Genomic DNA, 21340 nt, shown 5'->3' with positions numbered 1-21340 from the left:
GAATTGTATCCTGACCGGAGAATAATCGATTCGGGATAGAAAAAGATACAAAAGACACATATCTTCCCCTAAAATGATACATTCGGGATAAGGGATTTATGAACGGAATTCTTAACTTAGCAACGTGAAAAGATACAATTATGAAAAGACACTTACGAATTCCTTTGTTTCTTCTTATCTCCTTGCTGAATAGCCTGGCATCATACGCTTCAAACGAAATGAGTTTTCACCAGCTGGGAGTAAAAACAGGCATGTCCGACAATTATATTCAAGCGATAGAACGGGATAAATATGGGTTCATGTGGTTTGCTACCCGTGATGGCCTGAACCGCTATGACGGTTATCATTTCAAGACTTATACTACCCTCCGGCAAGGAGCTTACAACAATAGCGTAGAATGGGTAGCAGAAGATGCAGCAGGCAATATATGGATAAAAACTCCGGTTAACTATTGTTTTTATGACCGTGAAATGGACGAACTGGATAACAGAACGGAGCTTCTTCTGCACAAGATAGGTATCTTTGAAAGCCCCAGGCAATTATTCATAGATGACGACAAGAACCTGTGGTGTGTTGCAAACAACACATTGTATTACTACATCTTCTCCGATGAAACGCTATACAAACAGTCACTTCCGGGCAGCGTAAACATTGCCGACATGGCATGCCGCAACAAGAGATGTTACATTCTCATGACCGATGGAAATGTAATTAACATAGATTGGATGCATAAATCCATAACCAAACTGTTTCATACGGAAATACATACCACTTATGTGCCTCACATTTATCTGGACTTTTCTTCCCGGCTTTGGGTGTACGCCCCGCACAGCGCAGATGTCAAATGTTATTCTCTGACAGAAAACAACTGGATTGACTTTGCCGCCCGAACGGAACTCAGTAGAGAACGAACCATGATTACCACAATAACCGACGACGGCAAAGGGAATATCTGGATAGGAACCGATGGCAGAGGAATATTCATATGCCCGTATGATAAAGAAAAGGGCAAGGTGACGCGTCTATTCAAGGATGTCGACAAATTATATTCCCTGCCGGACAATCACGTGACCTATATCTATAAGGACAACCGCGACGTGATATGGATAGGAACCGGCAAACAGGGCGTAGCCTATTCAGGTTTGAACAATCTGATATTCGAAAACCATTATTGTCCCCAACTGGAGGATGTCAGTTGTTTCTACGAAGACGGAGAGGGCAAACTATGGCTGGGATTTGACGGTGAAGGCATAGCCAGTTACGACAAGGATAAAAACACCTATACTTATTATAAATCAAAGAACAAAGAGATTCCTTCCGACTTGATTGTTTGTTCTTTCCATGACAACAAAGGCAGAGTGTGGTGGGGAAGTTTCGGCGGTGGAGCGTTTTATTATCAGAACGGGCAGTTCACTCCGCTCAAAGCGCCGGAAAATAATCCGGTGGAACTGCCTCAATACATACGTCGTATCACACAGGATAATGCCGGTAACTTATGGTTTGCCACTTACTCGCAAGGACTCTACTGCCTGGAACCTTCCGGAATGCTCAAAGATTATACAATGAGTAATTCAACTTTACTGACCAATTACATTGCCGACCTGGCATATGTTGATGGTCATTCTCTTTATGTGGCTACCAGTTCCGGAGTGTACCACATGAATACTTCCACCCGGGAAATGACGATATTGGAACAAACTGCCGACGGTGAAGAAGTGATACAAGATAAGTTCGCCAATTGCATCTATCAAGATTCACGCGGACTACTATGGATAGGCGGACGGAAAGGGGTCAATGTGTATAGCCCGAAGCAAAATAAGTTAATCAATTTGAATACCGCAAACGGTGTTTCCCATTCATATATACGTGCCATTATCGAAGATGCATCTCACAATATGTGGCTCACTACAGACCATGGCATCACCCACGTGGAAGTAGTGGAATCCGATGCTACCAGTATGCCCGACTTCCGTTGCCACCCTTATTATGAAGAGGATGGAATCGGTAACCTTACTTTCAATAATTTTTCAATCTTCTGCAATCACAGGAATGAAGTAATTGCCGGAGGCGGAGGAGGATACGTAAAAATTATCCCACGCGGCAATGACTTGTTTTACTTCGACCGCCAAGTAATATTCACCGACTTATATATTGATAATGAGTGTGTCAATGCAAACAGGCCCGCACACAACGGACGTATCATTCTCACAAAGAACATCCAGTTGCTTAACAACCTCAACCTGAACTATTCAGACAACAGTTTTGCTGTGGAAGTCTCGGCTATGGACTATGGCAATCTGCACAAGCTACAATACGAATACAGACTCAATAAAAACGAAGAATGGACAAAGCTGGAGGGAAACCGGATTTATTTCAATAAACTGGCTCCCGGAACTTATCAACTTCAAGTACGGGTAATGAAGGTTCATGATTATGAAAACGATGCAAGTGCTACACTTTCCATCAATGTGTATCCGCCATTCTGGCTTTCTAATATAGCTTATAGCATCTATGCATTACTGTTGGTGAGTGCCATATCACTTATTTTTATCCACATGAAACGGAAACACCGTCGATTATTGCTTCAACAAAAACGTGATATGGAAACGGTGCAGCAGCATGAAATTGACGAAGCCAAATTACGCTTTTTCACTAATGTAAGCCATGACCTGCGCACTCCTTTGTCACTTATCATCACTCCTCTTGAGCAAATATTGGCTACTAATACGGCACAAGACATAAAAAAGGAATTGAAGTTGATTCATCGCAATGCATTGGCACTCCTGGACGTTATCAACCAACTGCTTGATTTACGTCGGCTGGACAATGGTAAAGCCCAACTCAATCCTTCCCACGGCGATTTGGCTGATTTCATCAAAGAAGTATGTGATTCTTTCTATTCGTACGGAGACAAAAAGAATATTGCCTTCAGCCTTTCATTGAAAACCGATAATCTGGAAACAGACTTTGATAAGAATAAAATGCAGCGCATAATGCTTAATCTATTATCGAACGCATTCAAATACAACGTGAATCACGGAAGCGTGAACGTAGTGCTGGATCGTATCATAAAAGATGAAAGAGAATATGCCTGCATCCAAGTGGCGGATACCGGAATCGGGATACGTGAAGAAAACAAAGCTAAAATATTCGACCGTTTCTATCAAGAAGAACACTCATCCACTGATTATATCGGCAGTGGCATAGGCATGCATATAGTCAAAGAATATGTTACTCTCCATAATGGCGACATTCAAATTCGCGATAATCATCCCCAAGGTACTATCTTTGAATTTATGTTCCCCATACGACATGAATGCAAGAACATAAATCCCACGGCAACGCCAACTGAAAGACCAGACATACAGGAAGAACCGGAGCAAGCAAAAACGCCAACAGGTTGTTCATTACTTATTGTGGAGGACAACGAAGATTTCCGACAATTCATTGTTGACTGCCTGAAAGACCGATTTACTGTTTATGAGGCCGAACAAGGTGAAAAAGCAATGGAGATATTGGCCCTGCATGATATCAGCCTTGTAATAAGCGATGTCCGTATGCCGATAATGAACGGACTGGAGCTATGTAATAAGATAAAGGGAGACTTCCGTTACTCACATATCCCTGTTATTTTACTAACTGCACGAACCGCCCAGGAACATATGCTGGAAGGATTGCGTGAAGGTGCCGATGACTATATAACCAAGCCTTTCAATCTGGATATTCTTCTACTCCGTATCCAAAAGCTGTTAGAATGGAGTAGCCGCAACCATCAACGATTCGGAAAAGTTGAAGTGTCTCCTGCCGAGATTACCATCAGCACTATTGATGAAAGGCTTATTGAGCGAGCCATACAAGCAGTGGAAGAGAATATGGACAATACAGATTTCTCTGTCGAAGACCTAAGCATGACTGTCGGAATGAGTCGTGGTCACTTATACAAAAAACTAATGACGATAACAGGCAAGTCCCCTCTTGAATTTATCCGTGTCTTGCGCATAAAAAGAGGAAAGCAATTATTGGAACAGAGTCAGGAAAGCATTTCTCAAATAGCTTATCAAGTAGGACTGTCACCCAAACAATTCGCTAAATATTTCAAGGAAGAGTTCGGATGCCTGCCTTCAGAATTCAACTGTAAAAAGGACTGATTCCCTATAAGAAAGCATACTTTTGTTGCAATGAAAAATAAAAGATGGAGAAAGAAACTCGGTTCCCTTTCTTGTTACAGTCAAATTCCTTACTAACTATTAGAATAAAAACCGCCTTCAGCCTTCAGTTCTTTAAAAAAGCCCCTTTTCATCGGTGATTTTTGCTGAAAGTACTCCTGAAAGCAAAAGTGTTTAACTCCAGTTCCTTTTGCCATATTTACTTTCAACAGAGGCTCTGTTGTAACAAAACGGAGCCTGCATTTCATTGTAACAGAGCCTCTGTTTTACCCAAATACAGGCTCTGTTTTGTTCAGCCCACGTGCTGGCGTGTTCGAGCCCACGCGCAAGCAGCCATAAGCCCACATTTCACCTCACTTTTGCCCACGTGGTGGATCTATAGATCCCGCTTGGTGGACATGTATATTCAGCATGGTGAGTATATATACCCATCACGCTGAATATATAGCTCTATAGCTATGAGGGCATACGCCATTGTCCCATACGCCAGTTCTTAATGGAGTAAACCATACGATATACGAAAAATAAATGCAGTACACCATTAGGTTACCACGAGCAATCAAATCGCCTTTGGTGTGCTGCATTTACATTTGAGTCAAGTCATCTATAATACCATGGGGTTTGCTGCAAGACAGGCGGCAATGTCCATTGTTAGTTAGTAATAGACAGCTCGGTTACCTTATACGGATGTTTCACTGCTGCATGGGCAGCTTTCTGGGCAACAGTTTTCCGCGCCTCATCCAACCCTTCCGGTCCATAAGGATTCCCGACCACATTGCGCTTGAAGATACGTTCGAACCAAGTACAGGCAGCGGTATAACGTCCAATCTTCACATCCAGATGATAACCGTCCCTGTTCAGATGGTCGCCGATAAAAGAAGTACGGGCATTCTGTATGGCAGTGCCCGAAGGGATGACAATCTTTATCTTATTCGCCTTAGCCGCTTTCTTCACTGCATCGGCAATAGCCTGATACATGGTCAGTTGATTGCAGTTGTAGTTTTTAAATCCACTATGCTTGGAAGTAGACGCATACGCCCAGGTTTGGTGCAACATCAGCTTTGTTTTCTTTGGAAGGCGTGCTTTTACATATTCTATAAGTTCCGGCAGAGAGGCTTCATACGTCTCGTACATTCCCGAAAAAGGACTTGCCTGTTGCAGGCTGACGTAATCCCAGTCTTCATCTGCCAGCACCGTTTCCAAAGACATCTTGCCCTTTTCCCGTTTCTTTCCATCCGTACCGATTTTCCGGTAGGCATAGGCAGGAGCATTGTCACGGGCATTTTTCACATGACGTTCCAGGGAACAGCCGCCAATAAACATATTGCCGATGATGGTTGAAATGCCTTCGGCTTCCGCAAGTTCATGCAGATATTGCTCCACGGCATCTTGGGAGAAGCTGTTGCCGATGGCAAGTATCCTGACCGTCTTTTGCTGCGCATACGCTCCTCCGGCAAGAAGGAGCAGTATGCACATACAAATCACTACATTTCTATATTGCTTCATTATAATCAAATATAACTAAACTTATCGGTTATTTCTCTTTTTCATGTAATAATCTCTCATCAAATACCACGCTTTCTTACGCATACCCTGGTCGGATATGAGTCCTTTGCGGTTCCAGCCATCCTGATTGGTGGGGTGGAAACGGAACGGCGAACGGAAGTCGAACAGAATCCAGGGAGATACACCACGCAGGTTCGGGATATTGTCGAACATACGGATATTATCCCTATACAGACGTGCCTGATATTCCTCACTCCAGGAGCTGACCACATTCTCATCACCGGACTGACCGTACAATGCTTCGCCGCCAAATTCCGAAATTATCAATGGTTTGTCCGTCACGACTTCCCATATAGCGTCTTTCGGTTCCACAGGCCACGGATGATACCAGCCCATATATTTATTGATAGCTACAACGTCCAGTTGGGAAGTAAAAGAATCCTCCATTACAAAACGCTGTTTTTCGCTATTGAAGTGCACAAGGTCGAAAGCGGCAACATACAGGCGGGTAGTGTCCAGCTGTTTTCCCGTTTCGAGCAGGGAAGTAAGGAATTCATTCCGTTCTTTGGAAGGCTGTGTTTCATTGGCAACACCCCAATAACCTACCGCGCAGCGGTTTTGATCGCGCTTAATCATTTCAGAAAGCATCCTCTGCGCTTTCTTACGGGTATCATCGTCTGTAAAGTCAATGCCTTGCCAAATAGGAATTTCCTGCCAGAGAAGGAAACCCATCTTTTCTGCCAAGCGTACCGTGTATTCATTCTGCGGATAATGTGCCAGACGAATCATGTTCACACCAAGCGCCTTAGCTTCATTCAGCAACATGGCTGCATCGGCTTCCGAGAAAGCACGTCCCATGCGCTGCGGAATCTCTTCATGGAAAGAGATGCAACACATAAATGTCGGTTTCCCGTTCAGGTAAATATCCGTTCCTTTCACTGTGATGTTACGGAAGCCTATTTGTTCCTCCACGCGGTCGGTACTTGAAGAAATGGCCACACCATAGAGTTTCGGTTCTTCGGGCGACCAGCGTTGCAGTTTCTTTGCATTCAATACGGTTTCCGCTTTTCCTTCCGCATCAGTGGTAAGTTCCGCATTGATTTTAAGTTCGGGGATGGCGACTGTCACCTTTTCACCTGCCTTTCTATCAGAAAGACGTACACGGGCAATGATCCGGTCGGGAGCATTTTTATCCAGTTGGATGAAGTAATCTTCTATAAATGTGCGGGGAGTTTTCACCAGCAACACATCTCTTGTGATGCCGCCATAATTCCACCAATCGAACGCCATAGCAGGAATGGCGTCCTTGGTACGACGATTGTTCACTTCTATTGCCAGGAAGTTATCGCCATCTTTCAACAGGTCCGTCACTTCTACTTGGAAAGGGGTAAAACCACCTTCATGTTCTGCTATTTCTTTTCCGTTCAGGTAGACTTTGCAACGATAGCTGACAGCACCAAAATAAAGAAACTGACGCTTGTCTGCCAGACGTTTGGCTTCAAAATGACGCGCATACCATACAGTACCCTCATAATATTTCAGTTCGGGCGACTGCGAGTTCCAGTCTCCCGGGACATTAAGACGCAAGCCGCCTTCGAATGCATATTCGTAGAAATCAGTATTTCCTTTCGGTTGCTGATTTTCATAGATTTTCATTCGTTGTCCCTGGTCGTACAGGTCGATAATGGCATTCCATTTACCATTCAGTGAATGAATGTCACGACCGTAGACATTCGTTATCAGTTCCTGTGCCGCAACGCTTCCTGCAAAAGCGATCAGCAACAACAGACATAGATTTAATTTCTTACCTATTTTCATTTATCTATTAGTTTGTGGTATTTATACATTATTCGTTTCTCGATTCATTCTTCAGGAAATTCATCACCCAGTTCCAGGCAGCACTCCACTGCTCTGTATAGGCATAATGGGCGGTCGTTTCGGCCACGAACAACTCTTTCGGAGCATTAATCATGTTGTAAGCCGAATAAGTGGTGGTAGGCGGACAGACCATATCATTATAACCGAAAGTATAGAATCCCGGTACTTTAACCTGCCGGGCAAAGTTGACTACATCAAAGTACTGAATGGTTTTAATCTTCTCCGGTGTCCGGTTCCTTTCATCCTTAAACATGTGCGGCCAACCTCCTGCGCGACCATGAGCATAGCCTGCAATATCACACAAAGCCGGATAGAAAGAAACTAATCCTTTGACACGGTTATCCAGTCCGGCAATCACTATGGAAAGTGCTCCGCCCTGACTTCCACCGAAAGTTGCCAGATTACCATTAAATTCGGGAAGTGTGTAAATGAAATCAATGGCTCTTACACAGCCTGTATAAACCCGTTTATAATAATACTTATCCCGATCGTCCGTATTGAATGAATGGTAATTCTTCAAGGCCCCGTTATAAAGTCGGTGATATACATCCCCCGTCAGGTTGACCGGAATGCCGTGAATACCGATCTCCAAAATGATAAAACCATTTCCGGCACGTTCAGGCTCTCCGTTATATGCGCGGATACCTGCACCCGGTACTTTCAAGATGGCCGGATATTTTCCGGGAGCTTTCGGCACACAAAGGATGCCATACATACGGGATGCATAGTCATTATTCGCAAAAGAAACATGATATACATTCACTTTGTCCGTACACTTTTCCGGCAATAAAGTCATTATAGGTTCCAGCGCCCACTTTTCAGCGGCTTCTTTGGTGCTCTTCCAGAATTCAAGAAAATCGGCGGGCAACGGAGTAGTCGGTTGTAGCTTCTCCGGATCAAAGCCGACGGTAGCTACACCTTCATATTCACGCCCTTGATAACTGACAAAAGCACGGCAACGCAGGAAACCCTCTTTTTTCATTGTACCTGCATTAATTTCGAGCTTTTCATTCTTCAAAGGTTGTTTACCTGTCTGATGAGGTTTCATCATATCTTCCGAAATCTCATAACGCACTTCCAGATGATCCTGTGGAATATTGCATTTCAGTACAGCTACTTTGAATTTCACTTTTTCTCCCGGTTGATACAACCAATTGGTGTGGTCGGGAGTGACCAGCACTTGAATCAGCCTTTCCGCCGGTTGCCCGTACACAACGAATTGCACGGCAACAAACAAAGCAAGAAAAACAGAACGCAAACTTTTTATCATAATTCCATTATTGTTTATAGTCTTTTCATGGTTTTACCTGATATTGATAAAGAGTGAAAGAATTCTTATCATTCAACTCGAAACTTACTTTACCCTGTACACCAACTTCAGCAACAAACTTTTTGCCATTTCCCATCAAAGGAGTAAAAGTTACCTTCTTGCCCTCCGGAAGCCAAGTATCAATGGTTCTTTTGGCTATATCATTGTCTTCGCGGTAAATAATGAGATAACCTTGCGTGTCAGAGACTATTGATTGAAATCCTGTCCACGAGCGTCCCGAAGGTTCTTCACCAATGGGTAATATGATGCCTTGATGAAATTGAAGTTGCAAGGGTTGATATTCCTTGAGCAGAGTTGCCGTAGCATAAGCCTCTTCGGGCAGGTTCGAAGCCTCCATCCAAGCCAATGGCTGTGCCGCCAGGGTGATGGCAAAGAGGTAGTCGAAACTATAACGAGCGGGAGCAAATGGATCGGTAGTGCTGTACTTATCGGCATTACGCCATTTATTAAGGAATTCTATCTGCATCTTCTCGGCCGGAACATAGCGAGACAGCATCCAAAGATTACGCAAGGTGCGATAGGGATAATAGTTGCCCCAATCGGTATAACGGTTTTCCAGGAAGATATTGCCATACTCATTCATATAATGATATCCACCGCGACGACCGGCAGTGGCATCGAGGTTGAAAATCACCTCATGGTTGGTTTGTGCTAACACGGCATCAAACAACCGGCGCAAATTCTGTTCGGCTGTTTTAGTAGGTATTTGTAAGCCATCTATCTTGAAACAGCAGATGCCATACTCCTTGTAAAGCCCGATAATGACTTGCGCGTCTTTTTGCCAATCGGCAAAATCATTCTGTATACTAGGATTGAACCATAATCCGATACGAATACCCAATTTCTTTCCTTTCTCTACAATGCGTTTCAGTCCATGAGGGAATTTCGTGGGGTTGGGCGTCCAGTAATCGGCATTTTTCCAAATATCTTTAAAGCTGCCTCCGGCTGTCTTTGAGTTGGGACTTTTTCCGCTCTGCCAACCATCGTCCAGTTGAAAGAGGGTGACACCCAGACGTGCGGCACGATCCAGCTCAGCCAGACAGAAAGCCTCATCTATTTTGGCATCCTGACTACGGTCACCCCAGGTATTGAGCATAATCATCTCATCCTGTGCGGCAGTGTGGTGGCGCAGTTGTTTTTGATAAAGGCGCAATGCTGTTAGTGCTTCTTGTTCATCTCCGGTATAGACACCGGTAACGCATCCATAAACACGAGTCCAGCTATCCGGTTTCACATCATCAGATGCAATGCCCAGACCCACTACCATAAAATCGCTAAAGTCGGCCACGAAGTCGGAACCATTATAATGTAATTGGGTACTGCTGCAAGGAGCCTCTTTCAAGAAAAAGAAACCTTGCCGGGTAGCCACATCGTGAGCAAAAAGCAGATTACCACGATAGGTATTGCGACGGTAAGGAAGCCAGGTACGTTCTGTCACCAGATTGTCGTTCCAATCAGTATAGTCGAAGAACTCTACCGTACGGGCACGCCAATGATTACCGGAGAGTTGCAATCTGTCAATCGTCGGAGTTTTCACCCCCGTAGTCATATCGGCTGTGTGCTCTATATTTTTACGATCGGCATTAGAACGATTGTCATCTTTATTCTGGTAAAGTTCTACTTGTCCTTTCAGATAGGTATCGCAGGCAATGGCGGGACAATCTGCATAAATGCGATAGCGACGTTCTATACTTAGAGAACCGATGGTGCAAGCCACAGTGGCTTGCAGATAGCTGGCATGTATACCATTCGTTGGAATCTCATTCACAGTGAAAGTAGCAGCTGTAGAGATGCCTTTCACAATCGAGAAGTCGGGCTCTTTGCCTTGAGCCGGGATTATTTTTCCACATAGCTTATCGGTGAGGCTAATGGTGACAGGTGTACCATTATTCCACAGCATGGTACGCTCCATGTAGTTATTGCCCATACGTAGTGTATCACCTTTCAGGAAAGCATAATAGTGCTGTCCTCCCCAAAGCGGCAATCCCAATATGGTTGAGAGAAATATCGTGATAATACTTTTTTTACTCATAGTTTGTCTGCGGTTTGATGTAAGCCGGAGCCTCCAACAACTTGTTGGGTTCGTTGAAACGTTGGTTATCGGGTACATTGTGTTTGCCCAAGCCTGCCTGCATAAGCTGCTTTAATTCGGGCAGATGATGATGATAGATATCACGCGGTTCTACGCCATGCTTATGACAGAGTCCGGCTGCCATACCTACTACTTCGCCCATCATACCAGTAGTACGCATCACACGCACCGTACCCAAGGCTACGTGTGTGCAACTCATATTACGACCTGCCATAAAGAGGTTATCCACATTGCGCGAATAAAGACAACGATAAGGGACAGCGTAAGGATGAATCCAACGATGCACCGTTGCCGACTTGAATTCATTATCAGGAAAACGCACACTGTTCACGCTATCGGGGAAGTGGAGGTCGATACTCCAAGTGGTAGTAAACGAAGCATCCTCGTGCGCCACATTTTTGTCTATATCGTCTTGTGCTAACACATAGTCGCCCAGAAGACGGCGAGATTCACGTTTACCGGAAACATACGCCACCCAATCGAGTGAACGGTTGGCATACTTTTTACGATCCGCATAGTGATTCTTCAGATAGCTCCAATTGGAATATACCACCAAAAGTCCATAGTCGCGTATGCGTTCAGCCTCGGTGATTTGATTACGGTTCATTCCTGTTTCCCATTTCCATTCGCCCATAGTTACAGGCTCGCAATTATCAGCGCCAAAGCGCATACCATATTCGAAGTGGGGGAAAGAGGTCTTCTTCTTCATGTCCTTGCTATACCATTGTACCGATGCGCCCATCACTAGCGAGTCGGGCTGCTCGGGAGCGAGACTTTCGCCATATTCATCGCGGCCTTCACGTCCCATAGTCCAATCGGCACCGGCTAAGTAGCCTGTGGTAGCATCGCCAGTACAGTCACTAAAAAGAGGAGCGGTAAGTTCGGTTTGTTCACCCGTCTCAATATGTTGAATAGTGACTGATGCTATGCGATCACCCTGCATCTTTACGGCCACAGCACGTTGCGAAGCATAAAGGGTGATATTCTTTTCGGCAGCTATAAAGTCTTCCTTTTTCTGATCTTCATAATAGTCACCCGGTTGGGCATTACCGGAACGTTCATGACCGAATTCGCGTATCATACGGCCTAACCCCTCGTTGGGCCCCTTTTCGATGATACCACCCAGGTGTACACGTATCTCCGACGAGTTATTACCACCCAGTACAGGACGATCGTTCACTAATGCCACCCTACAACCTAACCGGGCAGCAGCCGTAGCGGCACACATGCCGGCTACGCCTCCTCCCACTACCACAAAGTCGTACTGATGGGTGGGCACCGTTTGTTGTTGTTGCAAGCGGGCACGAAGTGCAGCTGTCTCTGCCTCGCCCCATGCAGTGGGTTGCGCATTCATATCAGTCGTGAGATAGATAGCATCACAACGACCATTAAAACCTGTAAGGTCTTTCAAAGCAAGGGTGATAGTACCCGCTTTCAATACGACCTTGCCGGCGGACTGCCATTGCCAGGAATTACCGGTGTGTCCCAACGTAGTTTTCAGTAACTTACCACCTAAAGCCAGACGAAACTTTCCGGGCCCTTCGGCATCGGTCCAAGGTGAAGTCCAGTTGTAGGTGCGGGCATATACATAGTAAGTGCCCGCCTGGGGAATATTGATTTCTGCCGTAGCATCGGCCACAGGAATACCCATGCCATGTGCCATGAGATAGGGTGAACCCATTTGATCCATGAACTGCTGGTCGAGCACCCAGCCGCCTCGCTGGCTGAAGCTTTCTGCTTCGATGAGCAGTTCTCCGGCTACAGCCACAAGGCTACAGGCTACGGCTATGCATGTCAGTAAGATTTTTTTCATCATAGCACAGCGTTTTTTAATTATTGAATAGTTATATCACCCACTTTCACCCAACCTTTGGAGGTTTGATACTCATCGCGGGCTGAAATTAAGATACCAATGGCATTCTCTTTGGTAGTATCTACCAATCCTACTGCCCAAATGTAATTCCCTGCGGCTACATCAGTGAGTTTGATATTAGTAGTGTAAGTCTTGGGAGCTCCCTTCATCCAAGTGGCAATGTTTGCTTTGTCTTCTATATAGATGCGGACGGGCTCCTCTGTATTCTTATCGAGCAGAGCGATAGCAAGTTTGTACTTGTCACCATACTGCGGCAAATTGGTAGGACAGTAACCCCAACCCAAGTTCGACCAGCGGTGAGTAAGTGATACACTACTGCCACTACGAGCTATAGTAGGAATAGACAGACGGTCGGGATAGAGACGGTAACCACCTTCGGCAATAAACTCCTTCACCAAATGGAAAGCTGTATTGAACCAAGAATGAGTTTCACCTTTGTTCACGTTGGTATCAAAGCGGAGGTCCATCATGTTGACATAACCACCCTTGGCTTCATCATATTCTCCCTGGCGCACCTCGGCAAAATTCTTGTAACCATCGCCGGCAATAGAACCACCGTGTGATGATTCTACCCAACCACCTTCCATAGTGATAGGTACGATACCATGATAGGTAGTACTGATGCCACGCTCCCAATCCTTATAATATTGCTTCATGCCGAAAGCATCGTGACGCAAACAGAAGCCTTTGGCTACGGCACGTTTCACCATATCGGCAGCTACATCGGTATCGGTATCACTAAACTCTTTGCCACTAAGCAAACAGCGATGATAATTAATCATGATAGGCACTTTAGTGAAAAGGCGTGACATTACGTCTGTAATCCATTCAAATACTGCTTGTCTAGGAGCTTCATCACCTGTAGAGTATTTCAGGGTGTGAGTCTCGCCCCATTTGCCTAATCCAAAACCACTCACAAATTGAGTGACATCAGGATCATTGTATTTGGCTGCAAAAGCAGTAAGGAACTCTTCATACTCCCTCTGGAAAATGGGATCGTCCGGATAAGGTGTCCATACGTTTACACTACCGGTAGTAGTGGTAAATCCTTCAGCACCGGCCTCTTTTACATAATCGGGACAGGCATCTTCATGTTTGTCACGACTATCACACACAAAGGTAAAGGCGAGCTTCAAGTTTCGTTCTTTAGCTCCTTCCACCAGCATACGAAAACGCTTGGCAGGTTCGGTCTGTACACTTTCATCCCATACATATTTGCCTTTTTCAGGATTAAAGTTACTCCAAAGACCACGTACGTAGAGCGTATTGCCATAGTCAGATACCTTCACAGTACCTTCTGACGACTCGAAGTTATCATAAAGATCCCAGAAATCCATCATCATACCACTTCCAATACCCGCGTAAATGACCCATCCACTCATAGGGTTACGCTGCAGTTGGTAGCGTTCAGGCATGATATTGACGGTCGTGTTGCCTTCAATGTTCCAACTATAATCGGTTATAGGGGCATCATCGTCTGAACAAGCAGTGCCAATGAAAGGCGTAGTAGCCAGCAGACACATCGACAAGGTCTTGATGCTGTTTTTTATTATTTTGTTCATAAAATATATCTCGTTTATTGTTATCATTTAAAGGTAGAATAAGAAGTGAAGTGATAAAAGCTCCACCTCTTATTCTTTCATTTTGGATTTATTTAATATCAAAGAGTACAGTGTTGTTCTCCAGGTCCACTACCACATAGTTACAGCCCTCCGGGATGAGGAAATAAGCATAGCGGTTATTGCCCTGACCTGTTACGGCTCCTTCTATCTTACCTGCTGTTACTGTAGTGTATCCATTGTAGCTATTACGAACAGCATCAGCAGTAGAACCAACGAACCATCCGTTATTAGCATATCGCAGCGTGCTGAAGTTCACCCAACCGGCATTTGTCTTCCCATAATTATCCTTATATTCATTACGTGGCAATACATCACCTTTATAAACGAATACTTTCGGATTGGCAACACTCTGAATAAGGTTATACTTCACTTGACAGTACTTGAAGCTTTTTCCGGTTTCTTCATCAATACCCGAATCGTAAGCAAAACTATTGAAACCACCATACATGTGCAGTACATTGACTTCCTGACTCCATGGGTTTTTCCCCAGTTCGGTATTGTTGAACGATACGGTGAGTGGTTTCAGATCGGTAGCGGTCGAATAGATGGTAATAGATTTCTCCTCCTTATTCAATACAATGCGGTAAGTTCCATCGGCCGGAATTGTCCAATATTGTTTATCCACTTTGCTAATGAGTACTTGTCCGAATGTTGACAATTGACCATCTTCGATGTCATGACTATCAGCTATTTCCGGTACAATGGCCATCGCTTGTTCACCTTCGAAGGTGAGCGGGATGTAAAGGTTACCAGCTTTCAGTGCACCACGCCAAGCATAGATCTGGTCATTTTCGAGGGCTTGAGCCATCTCAATCTGTTCCCCACCTACGGCACTACCAGCCAGGAATATCTGGTCGGCTTCAACTACAGCACCAGCTTCTACTATCTTCACCGTCTGTTTACTCATATTCACAGTGATACGATAGGTAGCTGCAGATGGAATTAACCACGAATTGGCTTCAGCGCGATCGGATATGACGCCTGCCATTTCACCTGTGGTGATGGGGGCATCGTCGGTTTCCGGGCCAATGGCATTCAATTCGTCGGCGTAGTCAACGGGGAAGTTTATCTTACCGGCAACCAAAGCTCCTTCGTAACTATAAATTCTGTTTGTCTCGTCTTTCAGCGTCATCTTAATATTATCATCGCCTACGGCAGTACCGCCCACATAAAGGTTATCAGCTTTATACTGTTTGGGGCCATAAGTTTTGAACTTCACCGTTGCAGTAGCAATATCGGGCACCATAAGACGGGGACCTTCAAAGTTGGCTGTAACAGTAAAAAGAACTTCGCCAATGGTACTGGTGGTAAGACCGAAGTAATCGACCAATATATCCTGCATCTCTTTGTTGGTGTACGAGCGAAGAAATTCACCATCATCATCAAATTCCTTGATATTTGCAACATCGCTACCGATAAGCTGCATCTCGTATTTATAAGTTGTGATATAATCTTCACCAAAATTGTGAGCGGTGCTCCACTTCAGTGTAAAAGCTGTCTCGTTGGGTTTACTTTCATCGAGCTTAATATATTCGCCCGAAGGAGTCAACTCAATCTCCGACTGATTGCGTGAGGCAGTATTGTCTATCTCCTCTTCGCACGAGGTGGCAAGCATGCTCATCATTCCCACAGCCACCATTCCAAGGTTTCTATATAAATGCATTGTTTTCATGTTCGTAATAGTTTATAGGATTAATAACCCGGATTGTTGGGTAACAAGTTGGGACACAACTCCACATCATGTGTAGGAAGCGGCCACAAATATTCGCGTTCGGGGAAGATGCGTTTAGCACCCTGCGAACAATAACCGGCATTAAAGAGAGCTGCAAAGTCTGCTAAACCATCTTCGTCGATTTGCGGAGTCATTCCCCAGAACCAGAGGTTCTTGTTCACGATATTGTTCAGCAATTCTGTGGGGTCGATAAGCATGATGTAATTGTAACCATTCAATGCTTTTCCTGCCAATTTCCAGCGCATCAAGTCTTGCAGGCGTTGGTTCTCCATAGCAAACTCCATGCGGCGCTCTATACGCAGGGCACGTCGCAGTTCGGTTTGGTTGGTAGTGGTCACGGCAGGATAACTATCAGTAGCTGTTACATTCACACCATAAGCACGAGCACGTACCATATTAATGGCTTTCAGCACGCTGTCGTCAATCAGGTTCTGTTCTATCATGGCTTCAGCATAAATCAACAGTACGTCAGCATAGCGCATTATGATATAGTCTTGTTCTACCTTTTGGTCTACTGTCCACGTAGCATCAATACCTTTCTTCCACAACAATCCTGTATATGAACTATATTGATTCACGATACGGGTATCTTGGTTGCTTTGTGTCTTACCTGTGGTATAGTTCATTACAGTTTTAGCTGCAGGACTGGGGTCGTATTCGAAACCACAGTGCTCGGTATTGAATTCAACGATGGTCATTGTACAACGCGGGTCACGGTTCTTGAAAGGCTTGCGAGGATCAAACAACGGTGATTCGTCAATAGGTAGCCCGTCAGTACAGAGATATGAGGCCAAGAGGTCCCATGAGGGATTGTATGAGCCATATCCTCCGGCATTACGAGGAAGACCGTTCTTCACAATCCAGGAATCGAGCATCACTTCGTTTTCAATGGAGCGAGGTATCACGAACACTTTCTCGTCATTCAGTTTGGTGCTCTGCTTGAAAAGTTTAGCATAGTCAGGTTCCAAAGAATAGAGTTTAAGATCCATACAAGCTTTGGCGGCTTGTGCAGCTATCTCATAATCACCCATATAGAGGGCAAAGCGCGCTTTCATAGCCAGGGCTGCTCCTTTGGTAGGATGGATATTTTCGTCTTTTCCATAGCTTTCAGGCAAACCGGCAATGGCTTTATCGAAATCAGCATACACCAAAGGAATCACTTCCGCTTTAGGTCTGCGACCACGTTGCAAAGCTTCGGAAATGGTTATAGTCTCTTCCTGATAGGGCACATCACCATAAAAGAAGATCAGTTCAGCATATTTGCAGGCACGACAGAAATAAGCCTCACCGGCATAACGATTATAAACTTCCTCGGTCACAGCACCCTTTGCCTTGTGAATATTTTCGAGCATTGTGTTGGTGCGGGCAATAAGTTTGAATGATTGCTGCCACAAAGCATATACTTCATACTGCTGGCCGTTCAGGGTTCCATCAAGCACGGTTCCACCACTTCCCGGGTTACGGTTCGTCTGACGATAGGTTGTGTTGTCCGACCATTGTTCGGATGAGCTAAGAGGTTCTTGCCAATAACCTAAAATATAGAAATCATTGGAAGCCAAACGCAATTCTGTTTCGGATGTGTACCAAGACTCGGTATTACCTTGCGATTTGGGTACCAAGTCCATGCTCTCGCAAGCAGCAAGACTCAGGCACATTCCGGCTAATAATATCTTTGTTTTCATATTCTATTCCTATTTATTTAAAAGTTAACTTGTATGCCCATTACTAAAGAGGTGGTAATAGGATAATCCGATGTACCCATTTCAGGATCCCAACCACTAGGGAAATTGCTCAAACAGAAGAGGTCACTACCACTCACATAGAAGCGGGCACGGTTTATACCGGCTTTTTGTGTCCAACTCTTAGGCAGGGTATAGCCTAATGTGATATTCTTCAAACGGAAGTATGAACCGTTGAACATCCAGAAGTTAGAGGTAGCATAGTTATTGCTCTTCGACACATTCGAAAGGCGGGGATACTTGGCTGCTAAATTCTCTTCAGTAGTATTGAAAGGACTCCAATATTTACCCTCGAGAATGGCTGGTACGTTACCATAGTTATCACGCAAAGGTTGTACCATAGAAGTAGAGAGGTAAGAATTTTGCTTGCCGATGCCTTGGAAAGCAAGACTGAAGTCAATGCCTTTGTACGAAGCGTTAAGGCTACCACCATACTGGAAACGAGGCAGTGAGTTACCCAAAGGTACACGGTCGTATTCAGGACTGATTACGCCATCGGGTACACCATCGGGACCACTGATGTCACGATACTTCAAGTCACCAACTGTAACGGTAGTACTAGTGCGAGCCGAGTTGTTCACTTCTTCTTGAGTTTGATAGATGCCCTCGCACACATAACCATAGAATTCATTGAAGAGCACGCCGGCACGTTTAATCTTACCACCGCTGATTTGCTCACCATCATTCATATAATCAATCTTTGAAAGGAAGTCGGAGAAATTCACATTTACACCATACTTAAAATCTCCTATCTGGTCGTTCCATGCCACTTCAATATCATAACCATGAGTGGACATCTTACCTGCATTCGTACTAGGGTTGTTATATCCCATAAAATAAGGGATTTCGATATTCAGCAACATGTCCTTGGTCTCTTTCCAATAGTAATCGAAATGAAACTGCAGACGGTTGTTCAAAAAGTTGACATCCAGACCTAAGTCAGTACTGGTAGTCGTTTCCCAAGTAATATCTTCTACAGCCAACACAGCAGGACGAGCAGTTTTATCAGAAACTACACTTCCATCAGCCATATAGAAAAGTGAATTACCAAAACTCATCAAAGCAATGTAGGGGAAGTAGTTGCTGCCGATACGTTCGTTACCTAACATACCCCATGAACCACGCAACTTCAAGAATGAGAGCCAATCCCACTTGAGGTTCTTCATGAACTTCTCTTCACTCGCTACCCAACCAGCTGAAAATGAAGGGAAAGTACCCCAACGATAACCTTTGGCAAAACGTGAACTACCATCGTGACGTACGTTAGCCTGGAACAGGTAACGATCGGCATACGAATAAATAACACGGCCAAAAACAGAGTTTGAAGTATACTCTGAACCTGTACCGCTATTGGTTTGGAAATCTTCCGAACCGATATTGAGGTAAGGATAACCGGTCAGTTCATATTTATCGCGCGCAGCACCGAGACTTTCGCTCTTCATATAGTAGTTTTCGAAACCGGCCATTACTGTGAGATTATGACTGCCAAAGGTTCCCATATAGTTGGCAATTGCCTGGCTAGTGACATTATAATCATCGTTACGAGTTTCTGTGAGCGAATTGGTAGTCCAAGTGCTCCCGGAGTCGAAATAACCGCCAAAGGTTTCGGGATCATCGGGCAAGGTGTATCCACATGAATTTTTAAACGCTTTCTTCTTTTGATAGTTGATAAAAGGAGATACGATACCCGAGATGCTTAGCCCCTTGATAGGCTTGAAGGTTAGCGAACCTTTACCTGCCACCTGCGTACTGTGAGCTACCGAATTACCACCGGCTACAAGCAATCCATAAGGATTTGCACCACTCTTACCCGAAGCTAAACGACCATCATCCCAGGTTGCGGGGTAAATGGCGGGCATTTTACGCATGGTATCAAAAGGGTCATAGTTTGTGGCAGTACTCTTAGCATGACGGATATTTACGTCTATTTGAGCACTAAGTTTATCATTGATATTAAAGTCGTTGTTCGAACGGAACATGTAGCGTTGGAAACCACGACCGTCATAAAGACCGTCTACTTCGTCATACGAAAGGGTAGCTACCGACTTTACCGCTTTGTTACCGCCTGATACAGAGAGAGTATGAGTCATACGGGGAGCACTTGACTTCAAAATCAGATCAGTCCAATCGGTAATGGGGTAGTTGTTCGGATCAGTAGCATTATACTTCACCCAATTCTTGGTTTTGTCAGCCGTATATTCTTGGAAAAAACCACCAGTAGGGTTATCGTTGTATTTCAACTCGTTGCTCATCTCCAAGTAGCGAGTGACTCCCACCATACTAGGTTGTTTGGTAGGAATTTCCCAACCAAATTCAGCATTATATTTCAGATTGATTTTACCGGTATCGTTACCGCGCTTGGTAGTAACTAAGATAACACCAGCAGCAGCTTTCGAGCCATAGATACTGGCAGCCGCAGCATCTTTCAATACAGATATGCTCTCTACATCATTAGAATTCACATAGTCGAGCGAACTCTGCACACCGTCTACAATCACTAACGGGCTCGATTCACCCATAGTGGTAATACCACGCACACGAATAGAGGCGGCTCCTGCACCGGGAGCAGAGCTATTACGCGTCACCATCACACCCGAGAGTGATCCTTGCAATGCATTGGAAAGCATGGCTGTACGCTTGTTCACCAGCTCTTCTCCCTTCACGGCTGCCACCGCACCGGTAAGGTCTTTCTTCTTTACCACACCGTAACCGATAACAACTACTTCGTTGAGCGCTCTGCTAGCTTCTTCCATTACTATGGCATACATATTTTTGCTATCTATCCGCACGATTTTATCCACAAAGCCCACATAGCTAATGAGCAATTCGCTACCCTCGGGAACGTCTATCTGAAACTTACCATCAAGGTCGGTGATAGTAGCTGCATCACTACCTTTCACACGAACCGTAGCACCAATCATCGGAAGATCAGTTGCATCGACTACCTGACCAGAGATGCGCTTCGCCTTTTTCACTTGAGTAGTAGCCTTTTTAGAAGGATTAGCAGTGATGGTTACTTGACGGTTCTGAATGGTATATTTCAAATCGGCTAGCCGACATACTTCCGTCAAAATAGCATCGATCGACTTTCCTTTCAACTCGATGTTCACTTTGTTGTTGAGACGATCTTTTACAGGTTGATCATAGACAAAAACATATTGGCTATGTTTTTCAATGTAGTCGAACACTTGTTTCACTGTCGAATCTTCGGCTTTAAGGATATACATCCCATTTACCTTTTCGAACGAAACAGTCGACGCACTAGAATAAGCGGGCACAGACAGTAGTCCAGCCAAACAGAAAGCTTTTGCCAAGCTTACCACCGTAGTTGTGATTGTTTTTCGATTCATAATATAAGATTAATAATTAATATTTATTGCATAACGATTTATGAGTAATCTA

10 protein-coding genes are annotated in these 21340 nt (G+C 44.6%); 1 reads left to right on the top strand and 9 read right to left on the bottom strand.

All coding sequences use genetic code 11. The annotated features are described in order from the left end of the window. The first annotated feature begins 140 nt into the window (after positions 1-140). Positions 141-4148 (top strand): hybrid sensor histidine kinase/response regulator transcription factor, encoded by a 4008-nt coding sequence (locus CJF29_RS01525; protein WP_249225929.1) that lies wholly within the window; start codon positions 141-143, stop codon positions 4146-4148. A gap of 669 nt (positions 4149-4817) precedes the next feature. Here the strand turns inward: CJF29_RS01525 and CJF29_RS01520 are convergent. The 9 genes from CJF29_RS01520 to CJF29_RS01480 form a co-directional block, all read right to left on the bottom strand. Next, positions 4818-5672, bottom strand: a complete 855-nt coding sequence (locus CJF29_RS01520) for a DUF4886 domain-containing protein (RefSeq protein ID WP_099146223.1) — start codon at positions 5670-5672, stop codon at positions 4818-4820. 21 nt (positions 5673-5693) lie between these two features. Next, complete coding sequence (locus CJF29_RS01515) at positions 5694-7490, bottom strand: glycoside hydrolase family 2 protein (RefSeq protein ID WP_099146201.1); 1797 nt, start codon at positions 7488-7490, stop codon at positions 5694-5696. Positions 7491-7518: 28 nt separating this feature from the next. Further along, on the bottom strand, positions 7519-8820 hold the full coding sequence (locus CJF29_RS01510; protein ID WP_074558016.1) for an acetylxylan esterase: 1302 nt from the start codon (positions 8818-8820) through the stop codon (positions 7519-7521). 25 nt (positions 8821-8845) lie between these two features. After that, positions 8846-10912, bottom strand: a complete 2067-nt coding sequence (locus CJF29_RS01505; protein ID WP_004302512.1) for an alpha-galactosidase — start codon at positions 10910-10912, stop codon at positions 8846-8848. After that, positions 10905-12785 (bottom strand): FAD-dependent oxidoreductase, encoded by a 1881-nt coding sequence (locus tag CJF29_RS01500; RefSeq protein WP_099146224.1) that lies wholly within the window; start codon positions 12783-12785, stop codon positions 10905-10907. Before CJF29_RS01500 ends, CJF29_RS01505 begins: the two co-directional genes overlap by 8 nt. Positions 12786-12805: 20 nt before the next feature. Then, positions 12806-14407, bottom strand: coding sequence for a hypothetical protein (locus tag CJF29_RS01495; RefSeq protein ID WP_004302514.1), 1602 nt, complete (start codon positions 14405-14407; stop codon positions 12806-12808). A gap of 88 nt (positions 14408-14495) precedes the next feature. After that, complete coding sequence (locus CJF29_RS01490; RefSeq protein WP_099146202.1) at positions 14496-16139, bottom strand: SusE domain-containing protein; 1644 nt, start codon at positions 16137-16139, stop codon at positions 14496-14498. Between the two features lie 20 nt (positions 16140-16159). Next, complete coding sequence (locus tag CJF29_RS01485) at positions 16160-17881, bottom strand: RagB/SusD family nutrient uptake outer membrane protein (RefSeq protein WP_004302516.1); 1722 nt, start codon at positions 17879-17881, stop codon at positions 16160-16162. Positions 17882-17898: 17 nt separating this feature from the next. Next, positions 17899-21288 (bottom strand): SusC/RagA family TonB-linked outer membrane protein, encoded by a 3390-nt coding sequence (locus tag CJF29_RS01480; protein WP_004302517.1) that lies wholly within the window; start codon positions 21286-21288, stop codon positions 17899-17901. Between the last annotated feature and the right edge of the window lie 52 nt (positions 21289-21340).

Source organism: Bacteroides celer (assembly GCF_002632415.2).
Classification (GTDB): Bacteria; Bacteroidota; Bacteroidia; order Bacteroidales; family Bacteroidaceae; genus Bacteroides.
This window is presented reverse-complemented; position numbering and strand designations above follow the sequence as displayed.